A 23527-nucleotide genomic window follows, 5' to 3' on the forward strand; every position below is an offset into this window, starting at 1 on the left:
CCCAGGCCAGCAAGTGTTCTCCCCGCACCCGCGGGGATGGTTTGCTGAGGGTATGCGTCAGTGCGGTCGGCCTGCCCGGTGCGGGCGGCGCTCCGTCAGCGCTTCCTCTTGCTGCCCTCTTTCCCTGCGGCGCGGCGCTTGTTCGCCTCGTACGCCGACCAGTCGCCCTGGTGGCTCTGGCAGCGGGACGAGCCCGTCATTGCCGGGCGCTGGCAGCTCGTGCCCCGCTGCGTGAGGGCGTCCCGTGTTACTCCGATTCGCCGAGGTCGCGCGCGAGCCAGCCGGGCGTGTCGAAGCGGATGGCGGGGGTGCCGATGAGGGCCGCCAGTTGTTCTTCCAGGCGCTTCAGGCCGTCGGCACCGATTTGCCGTGCCCAGTTGTCGCGCAGTTCGTCGAAGATCTGCTCGCCCTGGCGTAGGACGTCGAAGCCGAGGGCGGTGACCTGGAGGCGTTTGCGCCTGCCGTCGAGGGGGTCGGTCTCGCGGATCACGTAACCGCGTTCCTGGAGGACCGCGACGGTCTTCGCAGCCGCTTGGCGGGAGACCGACAGGTGCTGGCTCAGCCGTGTGACGTCGTCCGCGCCCGCGGCGACCGCCCGCATGGCGAAGTCATGGACCGGGCGTACGTCGGGGAATCCGCGGCGCGCGAGTTCGCTGGACGCGCGGTCCACCAGCGTGCGGAAACCGCCCAGGAGGAGAAGCGCCAGATCGGCGCCGGAGCGGGACATCGCAGCAGGTTACGGGAGTGGGTTGTGGTTGGGCAACCTGGTTGCTTACTATTGCGCAACCAGGTTGCCTAACCATGGAGATGCCATGACGACTCCGCCGCAGGGCGCGACGATTCCCGAGGTCGCCCACCACCGCGTCGAGCTGAACGGGACCACGCTGCACTATGTGGCCGCCGGCTCCAGCGGAACCCCGATCCTGCTGGTCCACGGCTTCCCGGAAACCTGGTGGGCCTTCCACCGGCTCATCCCGCTGCTCGCCCGGAACCACCGCGTGTTCGCCGTGGACCTGCGCGGCTTCGGCGACTCCGGCAACGGCCCGGGCCCTTACGACAGCGCCACCGCCGCGGAGGACCTGCACCTGCTCATCGAGCACCTGGGTGTCGGGCCCGTCCACCTCACCGGCCAGGACATCGCCGGGGCGACCGTCTTCCGGCTCGCGGCCGCCTACGCGCGCGACGTGCTCAGCCTCACCGCGATCGAGACCGGGCTGCCGGGCTTCGGCATGGAGGTGCTGGCCGACATCACCCACGGCGGTGCCTGGTACATCGGGGTACTCACCACCCCCGGCATCCCCGAGATGCTCCTCACTGGCCGCGAGTACGACTTCATGGCGCGGTTCCTGTTCCCCGCCCTGACCTCCGTCCCGGGAGCGGTCGCCGAAGCCGACCTCGACGAGTTCGTCCGTACCTACGCGCGGCCCGACGGCTGGCGCGGAGCGATCGGCCTCTACCGGTCCATGCTCGAAGAGGGCCCTGGCATCACGGCTCTGGCTCAGACGCCGGGGCTGAACGTACCCGTGCTCGCGGTCGGGGCCGGCGCGGGCTCCTTCACCTCGGCCACCATGACTCAAGCCGCCTCGACCGAAGTCAGCTCCGTCCTGCTTGACGGGGTCGGCCACTACGTCGCCATGGAGGCTCCGGAAGAACTGGCCAAGGCCATCGTCGAGTTCACTGCGAGCATCGACCGATAACCGGCACCGCGGTGCCCGTTGTCGATGCGCGTCACCCGCCGACCTTCACAGCGCGTCGGATCGGCATCGAACCGCCCCCGACCCGCCGCTCCGACCGACGGCGCAGGGGCGCAGGGGCCAGGGGCCAGGGGGCATCGTGGCCGATGGTGCGGCATATCGGTGCGCGGTGCGGGAGTGCGAGGTTGATATGTTCGATATGACCGATTCGTCGGTAGTTGCAAAATCTGACCCCGTGGGCCGCTAGAGTCCCAGGTCAGAAAGAGTGCTCCCCGCACCCGCGGGGATGGTCCCAAGAACGACCTCGACCCCTCCTGGATCGAGTCGTGCTCCCCGCACCCGCGGGGATGGTCCCATCGGCAAAATGGCCGTCACCGGGCAGAGCAAGTGCTCCCCGCACCCGCGGGGATGGGCCCGCGCCGAGTACCGAACGTCGCGCGCGGGTCAGCGCGGAGGGCCCAGGATGACGTTGCCGTACAGCCCGAATCCCGCCCCGTCCCCGACGCCGGCGGTGCTCCCCCCTTCGACTTCGTGCTGCTGGAGTCCGTGAGCCTGCTCCAGTACAAGCTGGAGCAGCAACTGCGCGCCGAGGGCGGGATCAGCTACGTGCAGTTCGAGCTGCTGGCCCGGCTCGCGGACGCGGACGGGTCGCTGACGATGACCCAGCTGGCGGACGGTGTCGTCTACAGTCGCAGCGGTCTGACCTACCAGGCCGGGCTGTTGGAGAAGGCCGGACTGATCATCCGCGGCCCCGACCCCGACGATGAGCGCGCCACCGCCGTCACCCTCACCGACGACGGCCGCGCCCTTGTACGCCGTGTGCTGCCCGGCCACATCCAGCTCGCGGTCCCGCCGGGTCGGGCGGCCACGTACACCGCCGCGCGACCGCCCGGCGCCGCACGCGACCCCCGAAAGCCCCGGAGCACCCGGAGCACCCGGAACACCCGGTGACGGAACTCCGGAGGACCCGCGCGGACGCCTACCGTCTTCCGCCGGTCGGCTCAGTCGTCACCGTCCTCACCCTGGCCGCCCGCGCCGAAGAGGACCTCCAGGGCGTCGACCGCGCTGCCGTCGTGGTCGCTGCCGGCGTCGCCGTGGCCGGTCTGGAGGTTGGCCGTCCGGTCCACCTCCAGGATCGAGTCGGAGTGGGAGTTGTCCAGGACCGTGACCAGGCTCCCGTCGGCCACCGCCGGCGCCGCGGCGCAGCCCAGCGCCGCCGCGGTCAGCAGCAGCACCGCCCGGGCCCGGGCCCGGGCCCGTGGGAAGTCCGCGCTCATCGGGGAACCCGCCCTTCCCCCGTCGTCCCGCCCGCGGCCGGACGCGGCAGGCAGCTCACGCGCCGACCGTCTCGGGCTCCGGGTGGTGGCGGGCGATGTTCCGCTCCAGCAGCTTCGTGGACGCCGCTACACCGATCCCCTGCGCGGGGTCCACGGCGGGCAGACGGCCGTCGGTGGCCTTGAGTTCGAGCAGTGCCGACTCCATCGCGGCGTGCGCGGCGAACAGGCACGGGGTGCTGTAGATCGCCACGTCCATGCCGAGTTCGGTGAGTTCGCCCAGCGACAGCCGGGGCGACTTGCCGCCGGCGATCTGGTTGAACAGCAGCGGCTTGTCGCCGACCGCCGCGCGGATTCGCCGCATCCACTCCACGCTGCGGACGCCGTCCACCAGGACGACGTCGGCGTCCGTGGCGGCCAGCCGCTCGGCCCGGAGCAGGATGTCCTCCTCCTCCGTCGCGTCCGTGCGCGCCACCACGACCAGGTCCCGGCGGGTCGCGAGCACCATCTCCAGCTTCTCCAGGTACTCCTCCAGCGGGAGGACCTGCTTGCCGTCGGCGTGGCCGCAGCGGCGCGGCCGCTTCTGGTCCTCCAGGATCACGCCCGAGGCGCCGATCCGCTCCAGGCCCTCCACGACGTGGCAGGCCACCTCCGGGTCCACGTAGCCGTCGTCGATGTCCACGAGGAGGTGGTGGCGGGGGAAGGCGCCGCGCAGCCGCTGCACGAAGGCCACCATGTCCGGCCAGGCGATGAACCCGATGTCGGGCAGCCCGTAGTACGACGCGGCGAACCCGAAGCCCGAGACGAACATGCCGTCGAAGTGCTCTGCGGCCAGCGACGCCGAGTACATGTCGTAGACGCCGATCAGGGGGGTCGTGCCCGGCGCGGCGATGTCCTCGCGCAGTTTGCTTCCGTACTTCAACTTCATCGTGACTCCTCGTGGGGGTGAAAGGCGCCTGCCGGAGGGCAGGTGAGGCCGTCGTACACGGCACGGCTTCATTGCCAAACCCATACCTTTCCTGTGCCCACACTTGATGCATAGATGGGCAAGCCTTTGGTCACTCGTACGGGTTAGACCGTTCACCGCAGAAACGTCACGGAACTACCGCGGATGGACGCCGTGTTGGGACGGCCCCGGTGCCGGCGGCCCGGCGGTCCGGCGGCCGGTCCGGCCGCGTCTGCGGACAGCGGCGGCCGGGTCGGCCAGGCTTGGGCGGAGACGGAAGCCCGTGTCCGTGTCCCCGCCGTGCCCGAGGAGGGCCAGGTGCCCGACGTACCGCTGTGGCTGTGGCTCGCGTTCGCCGCCGTCGTGATCGGGTCCCTGGCCGTCGACCTGCTGGCCCACCGCGACACGCAGGTGATCGGCTTCCGGGAGGCCGCGCTGTGGAGCGGGTTCTGGGTCGGCCTCGCGGTCGTCTTCGCCGGCCTCGTCTTCGGCGTGCTCGGCACCACGGCGGGCGTGGAGTACACCACCGCCTGGCTGCTGGAGAAGAGCCTGTCGGTCGACAACCTGTTCGTCTTCGCCCTGATCTTCGGCTACTTCAAGGTGCCGCGCCCCTACCAGCACCGGGTGCTGTTCTTCGGAGTCCTGGGCGCGCTGGTCTTCCGCGGGCTCTTCCTGGCGGCGGGCGTGGCGGTGGTCACCCGGTTCTCCGCGGTGCTGTTCGTCTTCGCGGCCATCCTGCTGTACAGCGTCTACAAGATCCTGCGGGGCGAGGATGAGGAGTTCGACCCGGGGCGCAGCCTGGCCGTGCGGCTGCTGGGCAAGGTCGTCCCGGTCCGCGAGGAGTACAGCGGGGCGAGGTTCCTGGTCCGGGAGGCGGGCCGGCGCGTCGCCACGCCGCTGCTCGCGGTGGTCGTCGCCATCGAGGCGGCCGACCTGGTGTTCGCGGTGGACAGCGTGCCCGCGGTGCTGGCGGTCAGCGACGACCCGTTCATCGTCTACAGCAGCAACGCCTTCGCCATCCTCGGCCTGCGCGCGCTGTACTTCATGCTGGCCGGGCTGCTGGACCGCTTCCACCACCTGAGCAAGGGCCTGGCGGTCATCCTGGCGTTCATCGCGGTGAAGCTGGTCCTCCAGGCCGCGCACAAGACGATCAGCCACAGCGTGCCGGAGATCCCCTCCCTGGTCAGCCTGGCGGTGATCGTCGCCGTGCTGGCGGGGTCGGTCGCCCTGAGCGCCTGACCCCGCGGGGCCCGGGCCGGCCGGATGACCGCCACGCCAGACGAGGGCCCCTCGACGCGGAGCCCGCACCCGTACCGGCGGAAGGCCGTCGCCACCTCGTCGTCCGCTCGTCGGCATCGTGAACGCCCGCCTGCCGGCGAACTTCGAAACCCCAGCTCACGGTTTGCGGGGCGCGCGGGCATCGCCGAGGAGCGTCCGGCCTGCGGCAACGTCATGCGAGGACGTTGCCGCCCTCCTGAGGTAGGAGGCGGACCGGGGGGTGATGGGGCGCTGATACGGGACCTCAGCGCCCGTCGGGACCGCTGACGCCGAGACCGCCGGAGGCGGGCCGGAACGCGGCCAGCAGGTCCTGCTGCCCCGTCCACTTCTGGGCGGCCAGTTCCTCCAACCGCCTGCCGAGCGCGGCGACCTGCTCCGGGCTCGGCGACTGCTCCGTACCGTCGGCCGGTAGGCCCGGCCCGGCCGCGGGGGTCCCGAGTGCCGAGATGACGACGTCGAGGGCGCCGGGGACGTAGAGGTTGAGAAAACGCGCGGTGTCGCTCTTCACCGCGAACCCGTGCGGCACCCCGCGCGGTATCCGCACGAGGTCCCCTGCTGTGCCGATGGCGACGTCGTGGTCGATCTGGAGACGGACCTCGCCATCGAGGATGTAGAAGACCTCGTCGTTGTGCTCGTGGACGTGCGGCGGAGGTCCGGCCTGCGCCGGCATCGTCTGCTCCAGGATCGAGTAGCTCCCGCCGGCGTCGTCCGAGGAGACCAGTGGACTCCATCGTCCGCCCCAGGCCCACACGCTGGGCACCTTGTCCGCGCGGGTGACCAGCTCGGAAGCCGACCACGCCGACCCCGTCGAGAATGACATCCCTGACTCCGATCTGAAGCGGACTTCCACTTCCGTTTCTAGCCTAGGAACCGTCCGGGTAGAGTGTCAAACATGCCTGCTGACCCGCCTGTCCGCCCGCTGAAGGCGGCAGCCTCGTCGCGGGCGGACGCGCGGCGTAACCGAGAGCGCATCCTCACGGCGGCGCGGGAGGTGTTCGCCGCGTCCGGGCTCGGAACGCAGATGGACGAGGTGGCGGCGCGCGCCGGGGTGGGGCTCGGCACCGTCTACCGGCATTTCCCCACCAAGGCCGCCCTTGCGGCAGAACTGATCGCGGACAGCTTCGACAGTATGGCGCTCACCGTGCAGAGGGTGGTGGACGCGAACGAATCCGGGCGGGCGCCGCTCACCGAAGCGCTGCGGGAGGTGCTGCGCTTCCTGGAGGCGAACGCCGGCGCACGGGCGGCGATGGCCGATCCGGCCCATACGGACGCCGCCGAGGTGTCGGCGGCGCTGCGGACCTTCCTCGAAAAGCTGGACACGACCTTGGCGCGGGCGCAGGCGGACGGAACGATCCGGGCCGACGTCACCGCGCAGGACCTCGGCATGGCCCTGTGCGGCATGTCCGCCGCCATCGACAGCCGGTCGTACTCCGGTTGGGAGCGTCTCCTGACCCTGCTGCTCGACGGAATCTCCCTCCCCCCGGCCCGCACGCCCCTGCCTTCCCCGGCGCGGCGTGCTGCCACGCCGGGATCTGTGGGAGCCCGGAGGTGAGATCCCTCCGGGACACCCGACCGCCACGTTGTCACCCCGACTGCACACCGTCACCGGCAGGTTGGAAGAGGCTCAGTGGGATTCGGCCCCACTTGGCGGTCTTTGGGGTGCCGCCGAGATAGGCGGCAAACCCGTCAGTGGTCTCGGCGGTCAGCCGGGCGGCTGCGACGGGCGCCCAGGGCCAGTACCAGGCAAACCGTGGTCGCGGCGATGGCGAGCGAGGCGGGCAGACGTGCCCATGAGGTGCCCGCGACCGGTGCTTGGGCGGCGAGCAGTACCACTGCGGTCGCGGCGGCGGCCGCCAGTGCGGGTGTCGCCTGCGGGCGGCCGGGAGGGGCGGTGACACCAACTGTCCAGGCGTCGGTGACGAGCAGGTAGGCGAGCAGCAGGGCGGCGATGCAGACGACCAGCCAGACTGCGGGGTTGGTGGCCGCGGCGACCGCGATGGCCGCGGCCGGAAGCACAGTCGTCCTGCGGCGGGCCGCGATGGTCCGCCAGCGCATGGAGGTCAGGACGGGGCGGGCGTCGACCATCGGAGCTGCCCACCACGCGGCCGCTGCCGCTCCGACCACCAGCGCCCTGACCGGCAACGGTGCGTGCAGGGCGGCCGGCGGATCGCAGGCGGCAACGGCAAGGGCGGTTCCGAGCAACCGGTCGGTGATGCGGGAGGTGAGGCGTCCGAGGAGCTGGGCGGTTCGGCTGCCGGGCGGGTGCGAGCCTGGCCGGGCGGGGACGGCGGTCATCGGGTCCCCCCGTGGATGCGGGTGCGCAGCAGCGGCGCAAGGGCGAGGTCGAGGGTCTCGCCCGGTCGGTGGGTGACGACCGCGATGCCGCGTTCCACCAAGGCGAAGCGCATGGCGTCGCGGTCGGCCCGCCATAGCCGCAGCGCGAGTTCGCCCTCGGTGTCGCCGGGTTCCACGACTGGGTCGCCGGCGGGGATCTCGACCACGACCGTCGGGTTGGCCCGTGCGCGCACTTGGTGCAGGATGTCGAGAATCCGCTGGTCGGTCAGCGGCGTGATGACGTACACCAGAGCTCCCTCGGGCAACGCGGGCGGTGGGAGCAGGCTGAGTCCCTCCGTGCGGTACGCGCGGTCCTTGCGGACCTCCAGCACGCTCTCGACGATGCGGTAGAAGTACCCCTGGCCGCTGCCCGGTTGCAGCCAGCGGGTCGCTCCACCCACCGACACCACGCCGACCCGGTCGTGGGTACGCAGGTAGGCGCGGACCAGCCCGGCAGCGGTCCGGAAGGTCTCGTCGAGCGAGGACGTGCCGCTGACCGGGTCGACCACGTCGGCGAGCACGTCCAGGAGCACCACGGTGTCGGCGGTGCGCTCCGCGGCGAACTGGTGGACCTGCAAGGCGCCGCGACGGGTGGTGGCCGGCCAGTGGATCCGCCGCTGACGTTCGCCGCGCACATACGGGTGCACGCCGGTGACCTCGACGCCCTCGCCGCGCTGCACGGCGGTGTGCTCGCCGAGCCGTTGCGGCAGCCGGACCGGGATGGGCGTGAGGCCGGCGTGTCCGGGCAGGGGGAAGACGGCGACCTCACCGAGTTCGGCCCGCACGGTGCGCCGGGCCAGCCCGCCGCGGTCGTAGACGTCGACGTCGACCGTGCCGAGCGTCCAGCGGCCCCAGCGTTGCGCGGTCAGGACGAGATCGACGCGGTGCGGGCCGACCGCGAGGTGGTCGAGCCCGACCCCGTGGCCGAGGGTGACGCCAGGGTCCAGGCGGCCGGACTCACCGTCGTAGGACACCGTGATCCGCACCCTGAGCTGCTCGCCCTCGAAGCACCGCCGCGGCTCCACCTCCGCCTCGGCCGTCACCGCCTCCGGACGCGGCCCGCTCGGCAGCGTGAGGGCGATCAGCGCCAGGGGTGCGGCCGCGAGAGCAAGTACCCAGGGGCGTCCGGTGACCAGCGCGGCGGCCAGCGCGACCACGGCCAACGTGCCGAGCCGTAGGACGCGTTCACCGACGCGCCAGCCGGGCGGCGGAGGCGGCGGGGGGTCGGCGGTCCCGTCGTGGCGGCCGTCCAGGGCCCGCCGGACAGCGGCGGCCGCTCCGCGGGCCGGCACTGGATCCGTCATGACGCGATCGGAGTGCGCGGCATGGTCTGCGGGGCGGGCACGGATTGCACGATCTCGCGCATCACGTCGTCGCCGTCGATCTGCCGGACCCACAGTTCCGGCTTGAGGGTGACGCGGTGCGCCAGGGCCGGCACCGCCACGGACTTGACGTCCTCCGGGGTCACGTAGTCCCGCAGGTCCAGGACGGCACGGGCGCGGGCGAGTTGCACCAGGGCAAGGCCGCCGCGCGGAGAGGCGCCGACCTGGATGTGCGGGTGGGCCCGGGTGGCGCCGACCAGCGCGACGACGTACTCCAGCAGGTCGTCGTCCACCTCGACGCGTTCGATGGCGGCCCGCATGGCCAGCACCTCGCCCGGACCGCTGAGCGTGCGCAGCACTGCCTCGGGCGCCGCCCGACCGACACGCGCGCGCAACATGCCCACCTCCTCCGACGCCGCCAGATAGCCCATACGGACCCGCAGCAGGAAGCGGTCGAGCTGGGCCTCGGGCAGGGTGTACGTGCCCTCGTACTCGATGGGGTTGGCGGTGGCGACGACCACGAAGGGCTCCGGCAGCGGCCGGGTGTTTCCGTCGACGGACACCTGGGACTCGGCCATCGCCTCCAGCAGCGCGGCCTGGGTCTTGGGCGGGGTGCGGTTGATCTCGTCGGCGAGCAGCAGGTGGGTGAACACCGGTCCGGGCCGGAAGACCATGTCGGCGGTCCGTTGGTCGTAGAACGGAGCTCCGGTGACGTCGGAGGGCAGCAGGTCCGGGGTGAACTGGATGCGGCGGAAGTCCAGGCCCAGAGCGGTAGCGAAGGAGCGTGCCAGAAGCGTCTTCCCGAGTCCCGGCAGGTCCTCGATGAGGACATGGCCGCCGGCGAGGATGCCGAGCATCACCAGCGCCAGTGGTTCCGCCTTGCCGACCACGGCCGTGCGGATCTCGTCGAGCACGGCCGCAGCCCTTTCGCCCGCCTGCCGGGGAGTCAGGGCGTCGTGTTCCGGGGTGGGTCGGAGGGTGGTCACGGTCGGTTCCTCACGGGGTGGGGTCGGGGCGCGCGGGCTGCGGGGTCGGTTGCGGCGCTAGCGGTCACAGGGCTTCCAGGCGGTCGAGCAGGGCGCGCAGGACGGGTTCGGGAAGAGTGGGCTGCGGAGCGGTCGCCTCGGGATCGATCCACGGCCACAGCTCAGCTCCGACCAGCACCCGGGCCCGTTGCGGGTTCCGGTACATCGCCACGCCGTGCCGTTCGGCCAGCCGGGCGGCGAACAGCCGCTGCAACTGCGGCCGCAGCTGGGTGTCGAGGTGCGCTTCGCCGTCGTCCGCGAGGGCCTTGGCAACGATGCGCTGCCACCCGCCGAGGGCCGGGGCCCGGCTGCCCAGCAGGCGCACCGGCCTGCGATAGCCGCTGTCCTGGGCGGCGCCGCCCGCGGCATAGCGCCCCAGGGCCAGCGCCACCGCGGTGATGAGGGCGAGGCCGGTGGCGGCCGCGGCGGCACCGTCGGCCAGAGCGAGCAGCACTTCGGCCGCGACCGCGACGGTGCCCAGCACGGACAGCGAGTGGCGCACCGAACCCGGCCTTGACGGCACGGAGTTGACGAGGGTCCGTATCCAGGTAGGCGCCTTCACGGGGTATCCACCACGGCTTCGGGTCCAGGCGTCCGCGAGCGCAGGCTGTCGGCGATCTCGGCGAGCGCGGCCGCGGCACGGTCGCGGTGGCTGCCGTCCATCGGGTGCGTGGAGTAACGGGCCTCGCGGAACAGGGTGGTGAGCGCGGCGGCGGCCGCCCCTGTGGGCAGGCCGTTGGCGACGGCCCGCTCCAGCAGGTCCTGCGGGCTGTCCGAGGCGCGCCGGGCCACCCCGGAGTCGGCGAGCGACTCCTCCATGGCGGCATAGCAGGCGATGACGGCAGCGCGGGCGTCGGCTCCGTCCAGCAGGGCACGGCGCCCGGAGTCCACGGCCTGGACCAGGCGTTCCTGCTCGTCGTCGAGCGTCGCGTACGTCGCCGGGGCCTCGGCCGCTGGTGGCCGGGGCACATACCGCCACAAACGCAGCCCGGCGATCACGACGACCGCGACAAGCAGGGCGATGCCGAGGCCGAGCAGGATGCGCGTCAGCCCGAAGTGCATGCTGTGGCCCGCGTGCCCGGCATGCCGTGGGGGTAGCGGGGTGGGTGCCGGGTCTGGTTGCGGGCTGGGAAACGGTGACGATTCGCGGCCGTGCCCCTGGCCGGTCTCATGGCTGCCGGACGAACCGAACCGGTGCAGGACCAGGATGAGGAGCGGGACGACCAGCGTCGCGGCCAGCAGGACGCGGCTCACGCCGTCAACCACCCGCTGTTCCACCGGGTTGAGTTCCCGGTTTGCGCCTACCTGCTCTCGGTACTTCTCGCGCAGCGCGAAGCCACCGAGGAGCGCGAGCAGGGCGAGGCCGACCACGAGGACGGGGTTGCCGCCGAGCGGCCCGCGGCCCTTGGCCAACAGGCCCGTGTCGGGGTGCAGCAGCAGTGCTCCCAGGGCGACTCCGCCCACCACCAGCACGGCCAACGCGGCCTGTACGGCGCCGATCGTGCTGTGCCGCCGTCGCCCGCCCGCCGCGTGCTGCAGCCCCACGCCACCCCCCTCCCTTGTGACTCCCTTGTGATCGGCCAGCCCATGCGCGCCGTCTCCGGTCACTGTCGCCGATCCCCCACTTGACGAAATCCTGACACAGCGAGGCACGCCGCTTCATTGCCGACTTACGGCAACCCTGACCGACCTTTCCTGCCGTGAGCCTTTTCCATCCTGTCTGGCGGAATGGTCAGTTGGGCTGACAGACGGGTGAAGCCCCTGGTAGATGGGTTTTCGACCAAGAAATCCGTCTCCACCAGAGGCTTCGTGTGCTTGTCTGCCCGTCGGGCGTCGACGTGTCCAGTTCTGCCTTGCGTTTCCTGTCCGCCAAGGTGCGGCGGCGGCGCCGGGAGCTCGGCACCCGCTGGAGACGTCTGAGCGCTGACCGTCAGGCGCTCCGCACCCTTGCCTATCTCCGCAACAGCCACCCGTATGCCCAACTCGCGGCGGGGTTCGGCATCGGTACGACGACCGCGTACCGGTACATCACCGAGGCCGTCGAGGTCCTGGCCGCCCTCGCGCCGACCCTCGCGGAGGCGATGCGGACAGCGTCGTCGAAGGCATTCGTGCTCCTGGAAGCACGGCATGAAGGTGTAAGTTCTCGCCGGTCCGCCGGACCGTGTGCCTAACAGGCCGTCAGTAGGGTGCGACACCCTGCCTTTGCTGGTCAGAGGCCTACGCCACGCGGGGGCGACAATTGATGCTCTCGGTGGCCCATGCATGGCCCACCAGGCTGGACGAAGGGGCGTTCAGGCACCTCGGCCGACATGGTCACCAGGTAAGAAGTGGCAGGTCACTGGGCTGCGGCCGAGGCTCGGTGACTGAAACGACAACGGTCCGGACGCGGGACCTCTTCAGGCAAAGCAAAAGCCCGTCAGGCTCGCGTTTCCACAGGTCAACAGGCTTCTCCGGAAGTGCCACCGGCAGGATTCGAACCTGCGAACACGACTCCGGAGGCCGGGGGAGCGGTTACTCGTTGAATGGCCCTGATCAGGGCGGAGTTGGGATAGAGCGACGGTGGAGGCGTGATCATTACGCCCCTACGACGTGGGCCCGGAGGTCTGTGTACCAACGCTCAGCCGAACCGGCTCTCTCCGAGTGGTGTGACCTCCCACCCGCCGACGAAGCCATCGTGGACGCGGACCGCCAGCAGGACCGGGCTGGTCGATGGTCCCTCGTCTGAACCCGTGTCTGCCTCCGGCGGCGCGAAACCGAGGTGAAAGGCGACGACAGGGGCCGCGGGGTCGGAGGTGGTGTAGCTGATGGTCTTTGGGCGGTCCGGGTCCGTGGAGCCGAAGATGACAGATGGCGGGCCGAACTCGTCCACGACCTCTTGCAATGAGCGGTTGTTCCTCGACCAGACCACAGCGGTGTCGACGACGACCGAGTGCTCCGCGGGCGTGAGCGTACGGTCCAGCCGGAGCCAACCCCGGCGGTGAGCATCCTCCCCGTACTGGGACGCGACGACATGGACCTCCGCGTCGGGAAAACTCTGCCTCAGCATCGCAGACGGAGCCAGGCGCCCATTCGTGTCGGGAATCCACACGTGATCCCCGCGGCTCGGTTGGACCGCCGCGAGTCGGTCGAGCAGGCGCACCACCGTTGGAAGGCCGCCGAAGTCCTCGGGCAAGCGCACTGCCTGGTTCAGCCGCTCCAGCAGACTCTCACGATCTTGGACGGCATCCACCGTTCCCCCAGTAGCGATCGAAGGACGAACTTGGATACCGGATGAAATGCTGGGAGGCATGCCATCAGTCTGACTGCCCTTGTCCAGAGCGACAACGATGGGTCAGCGCTTCTTCCTGGTGGTCTTCTTGCTGGCTGTGCGGCGCTTGTTCGCCTCATGTGCCGACCACGCGCCCTGATGATCCTGGCAACGGGATGACCCCTTCATCGCGGGACGTTGGCAACTCGTCCCTTTCAGTGTCCGGGCGTGGCACTTCGGTTGGCGTTCTCCCATGGTTGCTCCTCGGGTCGTCAAGGGCATGTTGGACGTGAACGCAACGGTCGCAGCGAGGGCCAGTGTGGGGGAGGCGTGCAACCGGTGGTGAAGGAAGCACGGCAAGCGCACGAAGGGTGCCGCACTCGCGAAACGGCGGCTCCGGCGGCATGCGGCGAAGGGCGTGTGGATAACCCCTTGGGCGCCGTAGGGTCGGGGTGTGGCGAGCGGTGGTCAAGGGGCGGACGTGGCGGGTGACGCCGGCACGGGGGAGGGGTTCACCGGGGAGGTTGCCACGGGGGTGCTGCGCGGGGCGTGTGGTGAGGTGGGGCTCGACGGGGCCAGGGCGAGGCTTGTGCGGCTGGGGTCGAACGCCGTGTTCGCGCTTGCCGGGCGGCCGGTGATCGTGCGGATTGCCCCCGACCCGGATGCGCTTGCCGACATGGAGCGGGCCGTGAGGGTGGCGCGGTGGCTGGCCGAGGAGGAGATCCCGGCGAACCGGTTGCTTCCGGGGATCGCCCGTCAGCCCCTGGTCGTGGGCGGCCGGGTGGTGACGTTCTGGGAGAGCGTCCAGGACGAGGAGGAGTACGCGACGCTACCGGAGTTGGCGGATCTGCTGAAGCGGTTGCACTGGTTGGAGGAGCCGGTGTCGCTGGGGTTGCCGTACTTCGATCCGGTGGCGAAGGTGCAGGCGTCGGTGCGGCAACTCGGAGCGGGCGTGGGCCCGGAGGACGCCGCGTTCCTGGCCGACCGCACAGCCGAGTTGGCGCACGCGTACGCCCGGCTCGACTTCGTACTCCCCTTCGGCTTGATCCACGGTGACGCGAACGTCGGCAACGTCCTGCGGGACCGTGCCGGCCAGGCCGTGCTGATCGACCTCGACGGCTTCGCCCTGGCACCCCGCGAGTGGGACCTCATCCAGACCGCGCTGTTCTACGACCGGTTCGGGTGGCACGCGCGCGCAGAGTACGAGTCGTTCGTCCACCACTACGGCTTCGACATCATGAACTGGCCCGGCTACCAAGTGCTGGCCAACCTCAGCGAGTTGATGATGACGCTGTGGCTGGGTGGCAAGGATGCGGCGGAGCCGAAAGCGGCCGAGGAGTTCGCCCGCCGCGTCGAAACCATCCGTACAAACGGCGACCGGCGCCTTTGGCGACCCTTCTGACTACGCGTTCCTACGCATCTTGCCCTGGACCCGCGGCGGCCTGCCAGATCCGATGCTCTGCGGCCTGTGCCGCCAAGTCCCGCACGGTGGCGGAGCCGGCGTGCGGGACCAGCGCCGTACGGAACTCGCTGAGGTAGCTCACGCACCGGGCTGAGCGGAGTTGTTCCCCGAGGTCGAGCGCGTCCAGGGCCACCCGGCATGCCTCCTCCAGGTCGTCGGCCGAGCAATGCTCAAGACCTGTAGATCGGTTCCGGGATGGGCACGCGGAGGGCGTACCTTCCCGATTGATCCTGTGATGGTCACCGAGTAGGCCCGCGTTCGCAGCGCGGGTCGGGAAGGCACGCCCCGTGCTCAGCGTAGTCACCGACGATGGTTCTACCCGGTCTGGTTCGTTGATCGACGAGATCGTCCGGGAGGGAGCCCGCCGGATGCTGGCCGCCGCTTTGGAAGCCGAGGTCAACCAGTACATAGCCGAACTGGCAGCCGAGACCGACGGGGCCGGGCGGCGTTTGGTGGTCCGCAACGGCCATCACCGGCCCCGGACCGTGACCACCGCGGCCGGTCCGATCGAGGTGAAGGCCCCGCGGGTCAACGACCGGCGCGTCGATGAGGCCACCGGCGAACGCCAGCGGTTCTCCTCGAAGATCCTGCCGCCGTGGTGCCGAAAGTCCCCGAAGATCTCCGAGGTTCCGCCCCTTCTCTACCTGCACGGCCTGTCGTCGGGGGACTTCGTGCCGGCGATGGAGCAGTTCCTCGGCTCGGCGGCCGGGCTGCCGCCGTCGACCGTGACCCGCCTGACGAGGCAGTGGGCCGACGACCACGCCGTCTTCCAGGGCCGGGACCTGTCCGAGCGGGACTACGTCTACGTGTGGGCCGACGGGGTGCACCCCGAGGTCCGGCTCGGGCAGGCACACTCGTGCGTGCTGGTGCTGCTCGGAGTCCGTTTGGATGGCACCAAGGAACTGATCGCCCTCTCGGAGGGGCTGCGGGAGTCGACCGAGTCGTGGGACGATCTTCTGCGCGACTGCCGCCGCCGGGGCATGCACGATCCCGAGCTGGTCGTCGGCGACGGCGCGATGGGGCTGTGGATGGCGCTGGCCGAGGTGTTCCCCGCCGCCCGGCACCAGCGGTGCTGGGTTCACAAAGCCCGCAACGTATCGAACACCTTGCCGAAGTCCGCGCAACCAAGCGCCACAAAGGCGCTGCAGGAGATCTACAACGCCGAGGACCGCACGCATGCCGAGCGGGCGATCGCCGTGTTCGCCCGCACTTACGGCACCAAGTGGCCCAAAGCCGTCGCGAAGATCACCGACTACCAGGAGGAACCGCTGGCGTTCTACGACTTCCCGGCCGAGCACTGGATCCACCTGCGGACAACGAACCCGATCGAGTCAACGTTCTTCACCGTCAAGCTCCGCACCAAGGTCACCCGCGGCGCCGGCAGCCCGGTCGCCGCCCTCGCCATGGTGTTCAAGCTCGTTGAGTCCGCCCAGGCCCGCTGGCGCGCGATAAGAGGGGCCCATCTTGTCCCTCTGGTCCGGGCAGGCGCCAGATTCGAGAACGGCATTCTCGTCGAGCACGCCGAGGTGGCAGCATGACCGAGATCTTCACCTCCAGCAACCACGTAGTGGAGGTAGAACTGGAAATCGATCAGGTCACCGTCGTGAATCCGACCGAGGCCACCGCCACGGTGCGCTGCATGCTCGGACCGGTCCGCTGCGGCGCCCGCTTCGACCGTATCCGCGACTCGGTAGACGCCATCGACCTGGCGGTGACGCAGATCCTCCGCTACGGGCGTGCCATCGATGAACTCGAACCCGTCCACACCGGTCTCGTGACCTTCCTAGGCACAGGAATCCAACTCTTGACGTCATCCACCCCGAGCACTCCTTGGCAGGTTATCCAGGGAACCAACCGTCCGTAACCAAGCCACCCTCAAGTATTGACTATTGTTCAGCCGGCCCGCAGGTGGGCGTCGGCCAGCACCATGGTTGCGAAGAAGTCCGAGCGCACGTGGGCGCCGCTCATCGCGTTGCCCGCGTGCTCGACGGCTTGCCGCGCGCGGTTCACGTCGCGGAAGCAGTGTGCGGCCTCGGCGGCGAGTTCGGCCTCGTCGAAGTAGGTGATCCACTCAGGCTCGTCGCCCTCATGGCGTCGCTCCAGGTGCCGGGGCAGACTCGGCGAGCGCCTGCTCACATGCCGTGCGGTCGCACCCACTACGCCAGGAATCTGCTGCCCCAGGTGCCGAAATCCGCCCAGCCCTGGGTGGCCACCCTCCTGCGGACGGTCTTCGAACAGCCCGACAGCGACGCGGTCCACGCCCAGATGCGGCACGTCCTGGACGCGCTGGAAGCCAAATTCCCCAAGGCCGCGGATCACCTCGACACAGCCCAGGCCGATCTGCTGGCGTTCACTGCGTTCCCGCGTGAGAGCTGGCGGCAGATCTGGTCCAACAACCCCCAAAAACGCCTGAACAAGGAGATCCGCCGCCGCACCGACGTCGTCGGGATCTTCCCCGACCGCACCGCCGTCATCCGCCTGGTCGGCGCCGTCCTGGCCGAGCAGAACGACGCATGGACAGAAGCCCGCCGCTACATGAGCCGCGAACTACCGGCCAAGACCAGCCACCCGATCGAGTCAGAAGACAACGAGACCACCCTGCCCACCCAACTCACCGCATAGCCTCAGCACAAGATCACCGAGTGGCCGTCGAAACACCACCCCAGCGGACGTGACCAGCCGTGTTCCCCGTGGTTCCCCGCCGTATCTGGCGCGACAGTGGCACAGCGCGATTGTCAGTGGCTCCGCCTAGCCTGATGACTGTTGGGCCGGTCTGCTGTCTCCGTGTGACGACAGCGCGGCCAAGGGGGGTGGCTCAGAAGAGGTCCCCGAGCCTGGTTGGTCCGGGATTTCGTGCAGCTCCGACCCCACCCCCCTTCCAATTTCTCCTGATCCTATGGGCCGCCAGTAACCCACAGCGCCCCTCGATGCGAGCTATGGGCGTGAGGACCAGATCTGCTGCCGGATCTCACGCGGGAACGCAGTGGGGCCTTGACCTGCGACGAGCCTGCGCACGGTCAGGACGTCGTCATGACGTGAGCACTGTCAGGCGGCTACTTCCGCCCGCATCCGGCCGCGCGCGGGAGCGGGCCCGGGGCCGTACGGAACTCGCTGGGGTAGCTCCCGCACCCGGCCGGGGGGAGAGGTGCTCCCTGGGGTCGAGCCTCGCGGAGTGCGGGGCCCGTCGGCCGGTCAGTGGGGGATTCCGGACGCGTCGGCTTCAGCCGTGGAAGGTGACGTTGCAGACGTAGACGCAAGCGTGGCGCGGGACGGAGAGGAAGCTGATGAAACCGCGGCCGTTGAGGATGTCGAACTCGCGGAGGCCGCCTTCCCGGTCGAAGGGGCGGCCGACTTTCGTGGAGCCTTCGCCGAGCGCGGCGAGCTCGGTGGCGAGGCGCTCGACCTCGGCGATGACGCCGGGCGGCAGTCCGGTGGTCAGATGGTCGGCGCTCGGGTTGTAGTCCCAGGTCCGCTCGTTGACAGGCCGGTCTCGGCCTCTGCTTCGTCACGGATGCGGCGGATCTCGGAGATGGCGTCCGTGGGGTCGTTCGTGCCCGCGTCGACGAGGTGTTCGAGTGACGTGTCAGGGGGTCTGTCGGCACTTCCTGCGAAGTGCCCCCGGCAGGATTTGAACCTGCGCACACGGCTCCGGAGTGATTGACTGTTTGTCTCCCCATATGCCCTCTGGCCTGCAGCGAAGATGGACGGGAGTCGCGCGGCGACACGGACTGTGTCGGAAGTGTGTCGCGCTCCCCGCTGGGCGGCGGAGCGGGAGGCGCCTGCGGCGCTTGCGACCCTCCTGGGTCGGCTTCGCCGACAGGCGTGTAACACGCCGGGGTGTTACAGCCGTCTTGACCCCAGCCGGACAGGTGGGACACCTGCCCCGATGTCTGTCCGGTTCATTTATGCAGCTCAGGCGGGCTAACCGGACAGTCGGACATGTGGGACGCTCGTGCCGCCGACAAGTCAGGGTGTACCCCAGTCTTTGACCTCGATACCGGCCCTGACCAAGAATTGCGGGTCAATCATGAGCCCTTGAAACGGAGATCTGCCGTGGACCGCTAACCACTTCAGCCGACGGTTCTTCTCACTCTCCGTTAGATCGTCCCAGCTATCGAAGCGCACGCCTGGCGTATCGCTCCTTGGGATGGCACTACCGGCCAGAGCGTAGCTCACTTCGTCTGGGTGTTCCCTAAGCCTCATCAGTAACCAGGCGACTTCGGTTGTCATCCCGGAGCCCTGAGCGGCCGCTAACCTATGGGCGCGCCACTGCGTCAGCGGGGATAAAAGCCAGCGTTTTGTTTTGCGGCGCATCAGGTGGCGTCTCCGATCAATGGGAACGGTCCTACACTGTGCCGTCGCGCCCTTCATGCGGTTGGTCGAGCTGCTGCTCTCGTTTCCTCTGTTCGACACGCAAGTTCTCGACTTCGCGAGCTAGCTTTGTTAGGTTAACTTCCTCCTCGTCGGTATATGGTGGTATTCCGAGTTCGTAGGCGTTTATGTGCTGCTCGATTGCGTCCGCTGTCTGTTGGAGGTAAAAGCTGCGTTCGCGGTACTTGAAGTATCCGGTGAAACCGGCCGCGACGCCTACTCCGAAGCTCAACCCGACGGTCACCCACTTCAATGAAGACGGAGTGTCGGTCAGACTTGCGGCTGTCGTGGTTCCAATCGAGCCCATGATGATGATTGATTGGAACGAGTTGTGAATCCTGCGATAGTGTTGCGCTTCGGTCCTGAGCCGTTCCAGCTCGCGAGGGAGTGCTTCCTTGTAGGTGAACTGGCGCTGCGGGGCCGGAATTGCGAGCTTGAACGCCTCTAGTAACTTCTGCTCTTCGGCCACGTCTAATCCGAGCTGAAGTTTCCGAACGGATACTTTCTCCTCGCGCTTGTCCTCCCTGTGCGCGCATATGGCGAATGCTATCCAGCATAGGACAGTTAGTGGGATTGCAACCCTATTGGCGGGTCCAAGGTCACGTGTCCGCCATGTCGAGACCGTTGCGACATAAATTGCCAAGCTGGAGAGGAGGGCGGCGAAGAAAGTGCCGTACAGGGTGCGGAGCTGAATTTTCCTGGATCGAACTTTTGCTTGCTGCTCCAAGATTCTGGTTGTGTGCGTCAGTAATCGTTCGGAAGGGCCTTCGTCTGGGAGACTGGCGCTCACCATCCCACCCCCTATAGGCAACCAGCGGCTCCCGTCATTGTAAGAACCCACATGGGGAGCTGAGGGCGTTTTGCGGCCGGTGATCACAGTATGGCGCGATGGGTGTACTGTTGACGATTTGTGGGGAGTGTGCATAGGTGCAGCTTGATCGCTTACAATGCAAGACCGTTGGCTAGTTCTCGCTCCTGCCTAGCACCAGACAAGCGGGCGTCATGTGCGCCCTTATCTCGTGATTCCTTGCGTGAACATCGCGCGCGTGCGATAAGCGATCAATGAGGTGGCCGATCCGGCTCGAACGAGCATGCGGATATCTTCGGTAAGCGAAATGAGACGTGCGGATCTGCAAGCCGTCCGCCCGGACAATCTGTCCGGGCGGACGGCTGAAGCGAACCGCAGCATGAGAAGCACAGGTACGGATCGACAAGGGTGTCTGTCGGTAGGGGGCGTCGGTACCGTGGACGTGGCCCATCAGAAGCAGGAGGGCAGCGCGCATGCGTGGTCTTGGAGATCACCTCAACATCGGCGAACGGATCGCGTTCTACAGGAAGCGCCGCGGATACACGCAAGAGGTGCTGGCCGGTCTGGTAGGCCGGAGCACCGATTGGCTGGCGAAAGCCGAGTCGGGGCAGCGCCGGCCGCCGAGGATCGACATGCTCGCGGAACTCGCGCGGGTGCGCCCCCGCACCCGTTGCCGTGCGCGTTGAGCAGGCGCGGAACGACTACCAGGGCGGGCGGTTGGGCAGCGTCATCGCCGCTCTGCCCGCTCTTCGGCAGACCACCCAAGAAATGGAGGACCGCGCGGCTCCCCGTGAAGAGGATGGGCACGACTGCTGGGCGGTGTCCGCCCGTACTCACCACCTCGCGGCCACGACGCTCGCGAAGATCGGAGAGTCGGATATCTCGTGGCTTGCAGCGGAACGAGCGATGCAAGCTGCGGATGCCTCGGGTGGCCCCCCGTACTGGCTTCTGCGGCGAGGTCCGGCACCCATGCTCTACTCGCCGACGGCCGGTACGAAGCCGCCATGTCGCTGGGCGAGACCACTGCCGCCTGGCTCGCGACTTGTGCTGTGACCGCATAGGTTGGCCGGGTTGGTGGTCAGTCCTGCTCAGAGGCGGCTGCGAGATGGCGGCGGCAGAGGTCGGCAGCCGTGAGGTGGGGCTTGTGCAGCGCGTGGCTGTAGAGCCCCATCTCACGAGCTGCTCGATCCATGTGCTCCCAGAAGGCGAGCGGCAGGTCGAGGTCGTCAGCGATGTCGACGAGGCAGTCGAAGGCGAGTCCGAGTTCGTTGTGCTCCAGGAACTCCAGCGTGGCCGAGAGATCGATCTCCGGGTGGCCCATGAGGTGAGCTCGGGCTTCGTCGAGGTGACCGCGGGTCCGGTTCCAGGTGGCCTGCAGTGCTTCACGATCAACGGTCATGACGTCAGTGTTGCCGGTGTTGTCTGCCTGGTCACGCGGCTTTCACAGGCTGTCCGCCCCAGCGAAGGCCCTTCTCGCTGCGGATGCGGGCCCGCTCGCGGCGCTGGGCGGCCAGTACGTCCGGATGTCTCGCGTTCTGGTTGCGCCAGCGCAGGTAGGCGTGCAGGGCCGGGGTCTGGGTGGTGTGGTTGCGGTGATGGGAGTTGGCGATCGTGAACTGCCGCAGCGGTCCGAAGTGGGTCTCAATCGGGTTGGCCCAGGAGGCGTAGGTCGGGGTGAGGCACAGCTCGACCCGGTTCTTCTTCGCCCAGCGCCGGATCATGTCGCCCTTGTGGGGGGGACAGGTTGTCCAGGATCACGTAGATCGGGGCGCCGTCCGGGCGGGCCGCGCGGATCGACTTCAGCGCGGCAAGGCAGGGTGTTCGTGGCGCCCTTCTTGCGCCGGTTGACGCCCCACAAGGTGTCGTCGCCGACGCTGTAGCAGCCGTGGAAGTACCGCACTCCGTGGGTGCGGTGGTAGGTCGCCGGGTCTCGCTCGGGGTGACCGGCCTGGGCCCAGGACGAGCCGGTAGCGGGGCGGATGCCCAGCGGGCCGAACTCGTCGAACGCGAACACCCGGTCCGCGAAGCGTTCCAGGACGTGCTCGACGCGGTCGAGCTTGGCCTCGCGCTCGGGGTCCGGTGGCTCCTTCCACGTCTTGGTGCGCTGGAAGGTGACGCCTCGGCGGGCGAGCAGGCACCGTAACGCCTCGCGGCCGATGAGGATGACGCGGCCCTGGCCTTTGCGCCGGTAGGCGGCGAGTTTGCGGATGGACCAGCGGGTGAAGGGCTGGCCGAGCTTGGTCGGGCGGGTGGTGGCCGTCGCCACGACGAAGTCCTCCTGGTCAGGACTGAGCAGGCGGGGACGGCCTCCCGCCCACCGACGGTCCAGCAGGCCAGGTCGATCTCGTTGAACCGGTGGATCACGTCGCGGACGGTGTCCTCGTCAGCCTGCACCAGCTGCGCGATCACCGGAACCCGGTTGCCGCCGGCCGAAGCCAGCAGCATCATCGCCCGCCGGTAGCGCACCGAACTGGTGCTGCCCCGGCGCGCGATCTGCTGCAGCCTTGGCCCTTCCTGGTCAGTCAACCTGCGCACACGGACAGGCTCAGCCACCACAGCCCCAGCGATCGGACTGACGACACCACACATCCAACCGCCGCCATCACCAACCCGGCGACGGACAGTCCGCAGGGGATCGTTCCTGCTGGAAGTCCGTGAGCGTTTTCCATCCTCAGTCTGAGCTGGCCAGATGCAGGCAGAGGACGGCTTGGACGAGGCCGGTAACGCGGTTGGTCGAGCAACGGATCTTGCGGAGGAGTCGCCAGGACTTGAGTGTGGCGACGGCCCGCTCGACCAGGGCTCGGATCTTCGCGTGGACCGGTTGACGGCCTTCTGGCCTGCGGAAAGCTTCTCCCATCGGCCCCAGTGCGGGACGCGGACCGTAACCGCGGCACCTCGGTAGCCCTTGTCGGCCCAGCAGGTGACGCCGGCCTTTGCAAGAGCGGCGATGATGCCGTGTTCACGGGCGGCCCGGATATCGTGGACGGCTCCGGGCAGAGCCGGTGACGCCCACAGCAGCCGGCCGGAGGATCGGCCAGGACCTGCACATTCATCCCGTGCTTCTTGTGCTTGCCGGAGTAGAAGGGGCGGTCCGCGGCGATGCGATCGATCGGCAACAGGGTGCCGTCCAGCAGCACGAACGCCTTCGTCGATGCCGTCCGGGCCGCTTCCGCGAGAGTCGGGGCGAGCGTGGCCAGGAGTTCGACGGCTTCGGCAACGTACCGGTAGGCCGTCGTGGTCCCGATGCCGAAACCGGCTGCGAGCTGGGCGTACGGATGGCCGTTGCGAAGGTAGGCGAGGGTGAGCAGAGCTTGCCGCCCCGGGCTCAGACGCCTCGACCGAGTGCCGAGCTCCCGGCGGTGCTGGCGGAGCCTGGCGGACAAGAAGCGAAGGGCAGAGCTGGACACGTCGACGCCCGACGGGTAGACAAGCACACGAAACCCCTGGTGGAGACGGATTTCTTGGTTGAAAACCCATCTACCACGGGCTTCACCTGTCTGCCAGCCCAACTGACCAGCACAGCTGCCAGGTTGGAAAGGGCTCCGTGTGTCGGGGGTGTGTCGCGAACCGTGAGAGAGAACGAGAGAGGGCGGGAGTCAGTGAGACTGACTCCCGCCCTTTTCGTGTGGCATCCGACCTGGTCAGCGGTGCGTTCACGCTGATCGCCTGGCGAGTGCCCCCGGCAGGATTCGAACATGCGCACACGGCTCCGGAGGACGCGGTCTTTGGAAAAGTCGTCGCAGGTCAGCGCGTCATCTGACGGGTT

General features: G+C 68.9%; 22 protein-coding genes and 4 pseudogenes. 11 read left to right on the forward strand and 15 right to left on the reverse strand.

Going from position 1 to position 23527, the window contains the following annotated elements; all coding sequences use genetic code 11:
- Window positions 1-247 precede the first annotated feature (247 nt).
- A complete protein-coding gene (locus tag AC3ERT_RS14135; RefSeq protein WP_435174321.1) occupies window positions 248-727 on the reverse strand; it encodes a MarR family winged helix-turn-helix transcriptional regulator in 480 nt (159 codons plus the stop codon).
- An 85-nt stretch (window positions 728-812) separates the two neighbouring features.
- On the opposite strand from AC3ERT_RS14135, the gene AC3ERT_RS14140 reads away from it, so the two are divergent.
- On the forward strand, window positions 813-1697 hold the full coding sequence (locus tag AC3ERT_RS14140; RefSeq protein ID WP_435174323.1) for an alpha/beta fold hydrolase: 885 nt from the start codon (window positions 813-815) through the stop codon (window positions 1695-1697).
- 528 nt (window positions 1698-2225) lie between these two features.
- Window positions 2226-2645, forward strand: coding sequence for a MarR family winged helix-turn-helix transcriptional regulator (locus tag AC3ERT_RS14145; RefSeq protein ID WP_435174326.1), 420 nt, complete (start codon window positions 2226-2228; stop codon window positions 2643-2645).
- A gap of 50 nt (window positions 2646-2695) precedes the next feature.
- Here AC3ERT_RS14145 and AC3ERT_RS14150 read toward each other — a convergent pair whose 3' ends face one another.
- Entirely contained in the window at window positions 2696-2971 is a 276-nt protein-coding gene (locus AC3ERT_RS14150; RefSeq protein ID WP_435129078.1) for a hypothetical protein, read from the reverse strand.
- A gap of 55 nt (window positions 2972-3026) precedes the next feature.
- Window positions 3027-3890, reverse strand: a complete 864-nt coding sequence (locus AC3ERT_RS14155; RefSeq protein ID WP_335975259.1) for an isocitrate lyase/PEP mutase family protein — start codon at window positions 3888-3890, stop codon at window positions 3027-3029.
- A gap of 342 nt (window positions 3891-4232) precedes the next feature.
- On the opposite strand from AC3ERT_RS14155, the gene AC3ERT_RS14160 reads away from it, so the two are divergent.
- Window positions 4233-5153, forward strand: coding sequence for a TerC family protein (locus AC3ERT_RS14160; RefSeq protein ID WP_335974842.1), 921 nt, complete (start codon window positions 4233-4235; stop codon window positions 5151-5153).
- A gap of 283 nt (window positions 5154-5436) precedes the next feature.
- On the opposite strand, the gene AC3ERT_RS14165 is transcribed toward AC3ERT_RS14160, so the two are convergent.
- Complete coding sequence (locus AC3ERT_RS14165; protein WP_435174329.1) at window positions 5437-6012, reverse strand: cupin domain-containing protein; 576 nt, start codon at window positions 6010-6012, stop codon at window positions 5437-5439.
- 72 nt (window positions 6013-6084) lie between these two features.
- Between AC3ERT_RS14165 and AC3ERT_RS14170 the strand changes: the two genes are divergently transcribed.
- On the forward strand, window positions 6085-6744 hold the full coding sequence (locus AC3ERT_RS14170) for a TetR/AcrR family transcriptional regulator (protein WP_435174332.1): 660 nt from the start codon (window positions 6085-6087) through the stop codon (window positions 6742-6744).
- 134 nt (window positions 6745-6878) lie between these two features.
- On the opposite strand, the gene AC3ERT_RS14175 is transcribed toward AC3ERT_RS14170, so the two are convergent.
- The 5 genes from AC3ERT_RS14175 to AC3ERT_RS14195 all read right to left on the reverse strand — a co-directional run bounded on the left by AC3ERT_RS14175 (window position 6879) and on the right by AC3ERT_RS14195 (window position 11418).
- Entirely contained in the window at window positions 6879-7487 is a 609-nt protein-coding gene (locus AC3ERT_RS14175; protein WP_435174335.1) for a hypothetical protein, read from the reverse strand.
- The gene (locus AC3ERT_RS14180; RefSeq protein ID WP_435174338.1) at window positions 7484-8830 is read right to left on the reverse strand and encodes a DUF58 domain-containing protein; all 1347 of its coding nucleotides are present in this window, start codon (window positions 8828-8830) and stop codon (window positions 7484-7486) included. Before AC3ERT_RS14180 ends, AC3ERT_RS14175 begins: the two co-directional genes overlap by 4 nt.
- Window positions 8827-9834 (reverse strand): AAA family ATPase, encoded by a 1008-nt coding sequence (locus AC3ERT_RS14185; RefSeq protein ID WP_435174341.1) that lies wholly within the window; start codon window positions 9832-9834, stop codon window positions 8827-8829. The genes AC3ERT_RS14180 and AC3ERT_RS14185 overlap by 4 nt, the downstream gene beginning before the upstream one ends.
- A 64-nt stretch (window positions 9835-9898) precedes the next feature.
- Window positions 9899-10435: a hypothetical protein gene (locus AC3ERT_RS14190; RefSeq protein WP_435174344.1), complete on the reverse strand. Its 537-nt coding sequence runs from the start codon at window positions 10433-10435 to the stop codon at window positions 9899-9901.
- On the reverse strand, window positions 10432-11418 hold the full coding sequence (locus AC3ERT_RS14195; protein ID WP_435174346.1) for a DUF4129 domain-containing protein: 987 nt from the start codon (window positions 11416-11418) through the stop codon (window positions 10432-10434). The genes AC3ERT_RS14190 and AC3ERT_RS14195 overlap by 4 nt, the downstream gene beginning before the upstream one ends.
- A gap of 266 nt (window positions 11419-11684) precedes the next feature.
- Between AC3ERT_RS14195 and AC3ERT_RS14200 the strand changes: the two are divergent.
- Window positions 11685-11993: pseudogene (locus AC3ERT_RS14200) on the forward strand (helix-turn-helix domain-containing protein); the annotation flags it as partial.
- A gap of 497 nt (window positions 11994-12490) precedes the next feature.
- Here the strand turns inward: AC3ERT_RS14200 and AC3ERT_RS14205 are convergent.
- Window positions 12491-13162: a hypothetical protein gene (locus AC3ERT_RS14205; RefSeq protein WP_435174349.1), complete on the reverse strand. Its 672-nt coding sequence runs from the start codon at window positions 13160-13162 to the stop codon at window positions 12491-12493.
- Between the two features lie 439 nt (window positions 13163-13601).
- Here AC3ERT_RS14205 and AC3ERT_RS14210 point away from each other — a divergent pair, with 439 nt between their 5' ends.
- From AC3ERT_RS14210 to AC3ERT_RS14220, 3 genes are all read left to right on the forward strand, one after another.
- Window positions 13602-14522, forward strand: coding sequence for a phosphotransferase (locus AC3ERT_RS14210; RefSeq protein WP_435174351.1), 921 nt, complete (start codon window positions 13602-13604; stop codon window positions 14520-14522).
- A 347-nt stretch (window positions 14523-14869) separates the two neighbouring features.
- A complete protein-coding gene (locus tag AC3ERT_RS14215; RefSeq protein ID WP_435174354.1) occupies window positions 14870-16120 on the forward strand; it encodes an IS256 family transposase in 1251 nt (416 codons plus the stop codon).
- Window positions 16117-16446 carry a hypothetical protein gene (locus AC3ERT_RS14220; protein ID WP_435174357.1) on the forward strand — a complete coding sequence of 110 codons (330 nt, stop codon included), beginning with the start codon at window positions 16117-16119 and terminating at the stop codon, window positions 16444-16446. The genes AC3ERT_RS14215 and AC3ERT_RS14220 overlap by 4 nt, the downstream gene beginning before the upstream one ends.
- 29 nt (window positions 16447-16475) lie before the next feature.
- Here AC3ERT_RS14220 and AC3ERT_RS14225 read toward each other — a convergent pair whose 3' ends face one another.
- Window positions 16476-16718, reverse strand: coding sequence for a hypothetical protein (locus AC3ERT_RS14225; RefSeq protein ID WP_488180731.1), 243 nt, complete (start codon window positions 16716-16718; stop codon window positions 16476-16478).
- A gap of 12 nt (window positions 16719-16730) precedes the next feature.
- On the opposite strand from AC3ERT_RS14225, the pseudogene AC3ERT_RS14230 reads away from it, so the two are divergent.
- Together AC3ERT_RS14230 and AC3ERT_RS14235 are read left to right on the forward strand one after the other, a co-directional pair.
- Window positions 16731-17204 (forward strand): annotated as a pseudogene (locus tag AC3ERT_RS14230) (transposase); the annotation flags it as partial.
- A gap of 604 nt (window positions 17205-17808) precedes the next feature.
- Window positions 17809-18243, forward strand: coding sequence for a hypothetical protein (locus AC3ERT_RS14235; protein WP_435174360.1), 435 nt, complete (start codon window positions 17809-17811; stop codon window positions 18241-18243).
- 684 nt (window positions 18244-18927) lie between these two features.
- Here AC3ERT_RS14235 and AC3ERT_RS14240 read toward each other — a convergent pair.
- Window positions 18928-19680, reverse strand: a complete 753-nt coding sequence (locus AC3ERT_RS14240) for a DUF4231 domain-containing protein (RefSeq protein WP_435174363.1) — start codon at window positions 19678-19680, stop codon at window positions 18928-18930.
- 554 nt (window positions 19681-20234) lie between these two features.
- On the opposite strand from AC3ERT_RS14240, the gene AC3ERT_RS14245 reads away from it, so the two are divergent.
- Entirely contained in the window at window positions 20235-20447 is a 213-nt protein-coding gene (locus AC3ERT_RS14245) for a helix-turn-helix domain-containing protein (protein WP_435174365.1), read from the forward strand.
- A gap of 392 nt (window positions 20448-20839) precedes the next feature.
- On the opposite strand, the gene AC3ERT_RS14250 is transcribed toward AC3ERT_RS14245, so the two are convergent.
- From AC3ERT_RS14250 to AC3ERT_RS14260, 3 genes and pseudogenes are all read right to left on the reverse strand, one after another.
- Complete coding sequence (locus tag AC3ERT_RS14250; RefSeq protein WP_435174367.1) at window positions 20840-21160, reverse strand: MafI family immunity protein; 321 nt, start codon at window positions 21158-21160, stop codon at window positions 20840-20842.
- Between the two features lie 31 nt (window positions 21161-21191).
- Window positions 21192-22314 (reverse strand): annotated as a pseudogene (locus AC3ERT_RS14255) (IS630 family transposase).
- Window positions 22315-22432: 118 nt separating this feature from the next.
- Window positions 22433-23195 (reverse strand): annotated as a pseudogene (locus tag AC3ERT_RS14260) (IS5 family transposase).
- Between the last annotated feature and the right edge of the window lie 332 nt (window positions 23196-23527).

Source organism: Actinacidiphila sp. bgisy145, assembly GCF_057708125.1.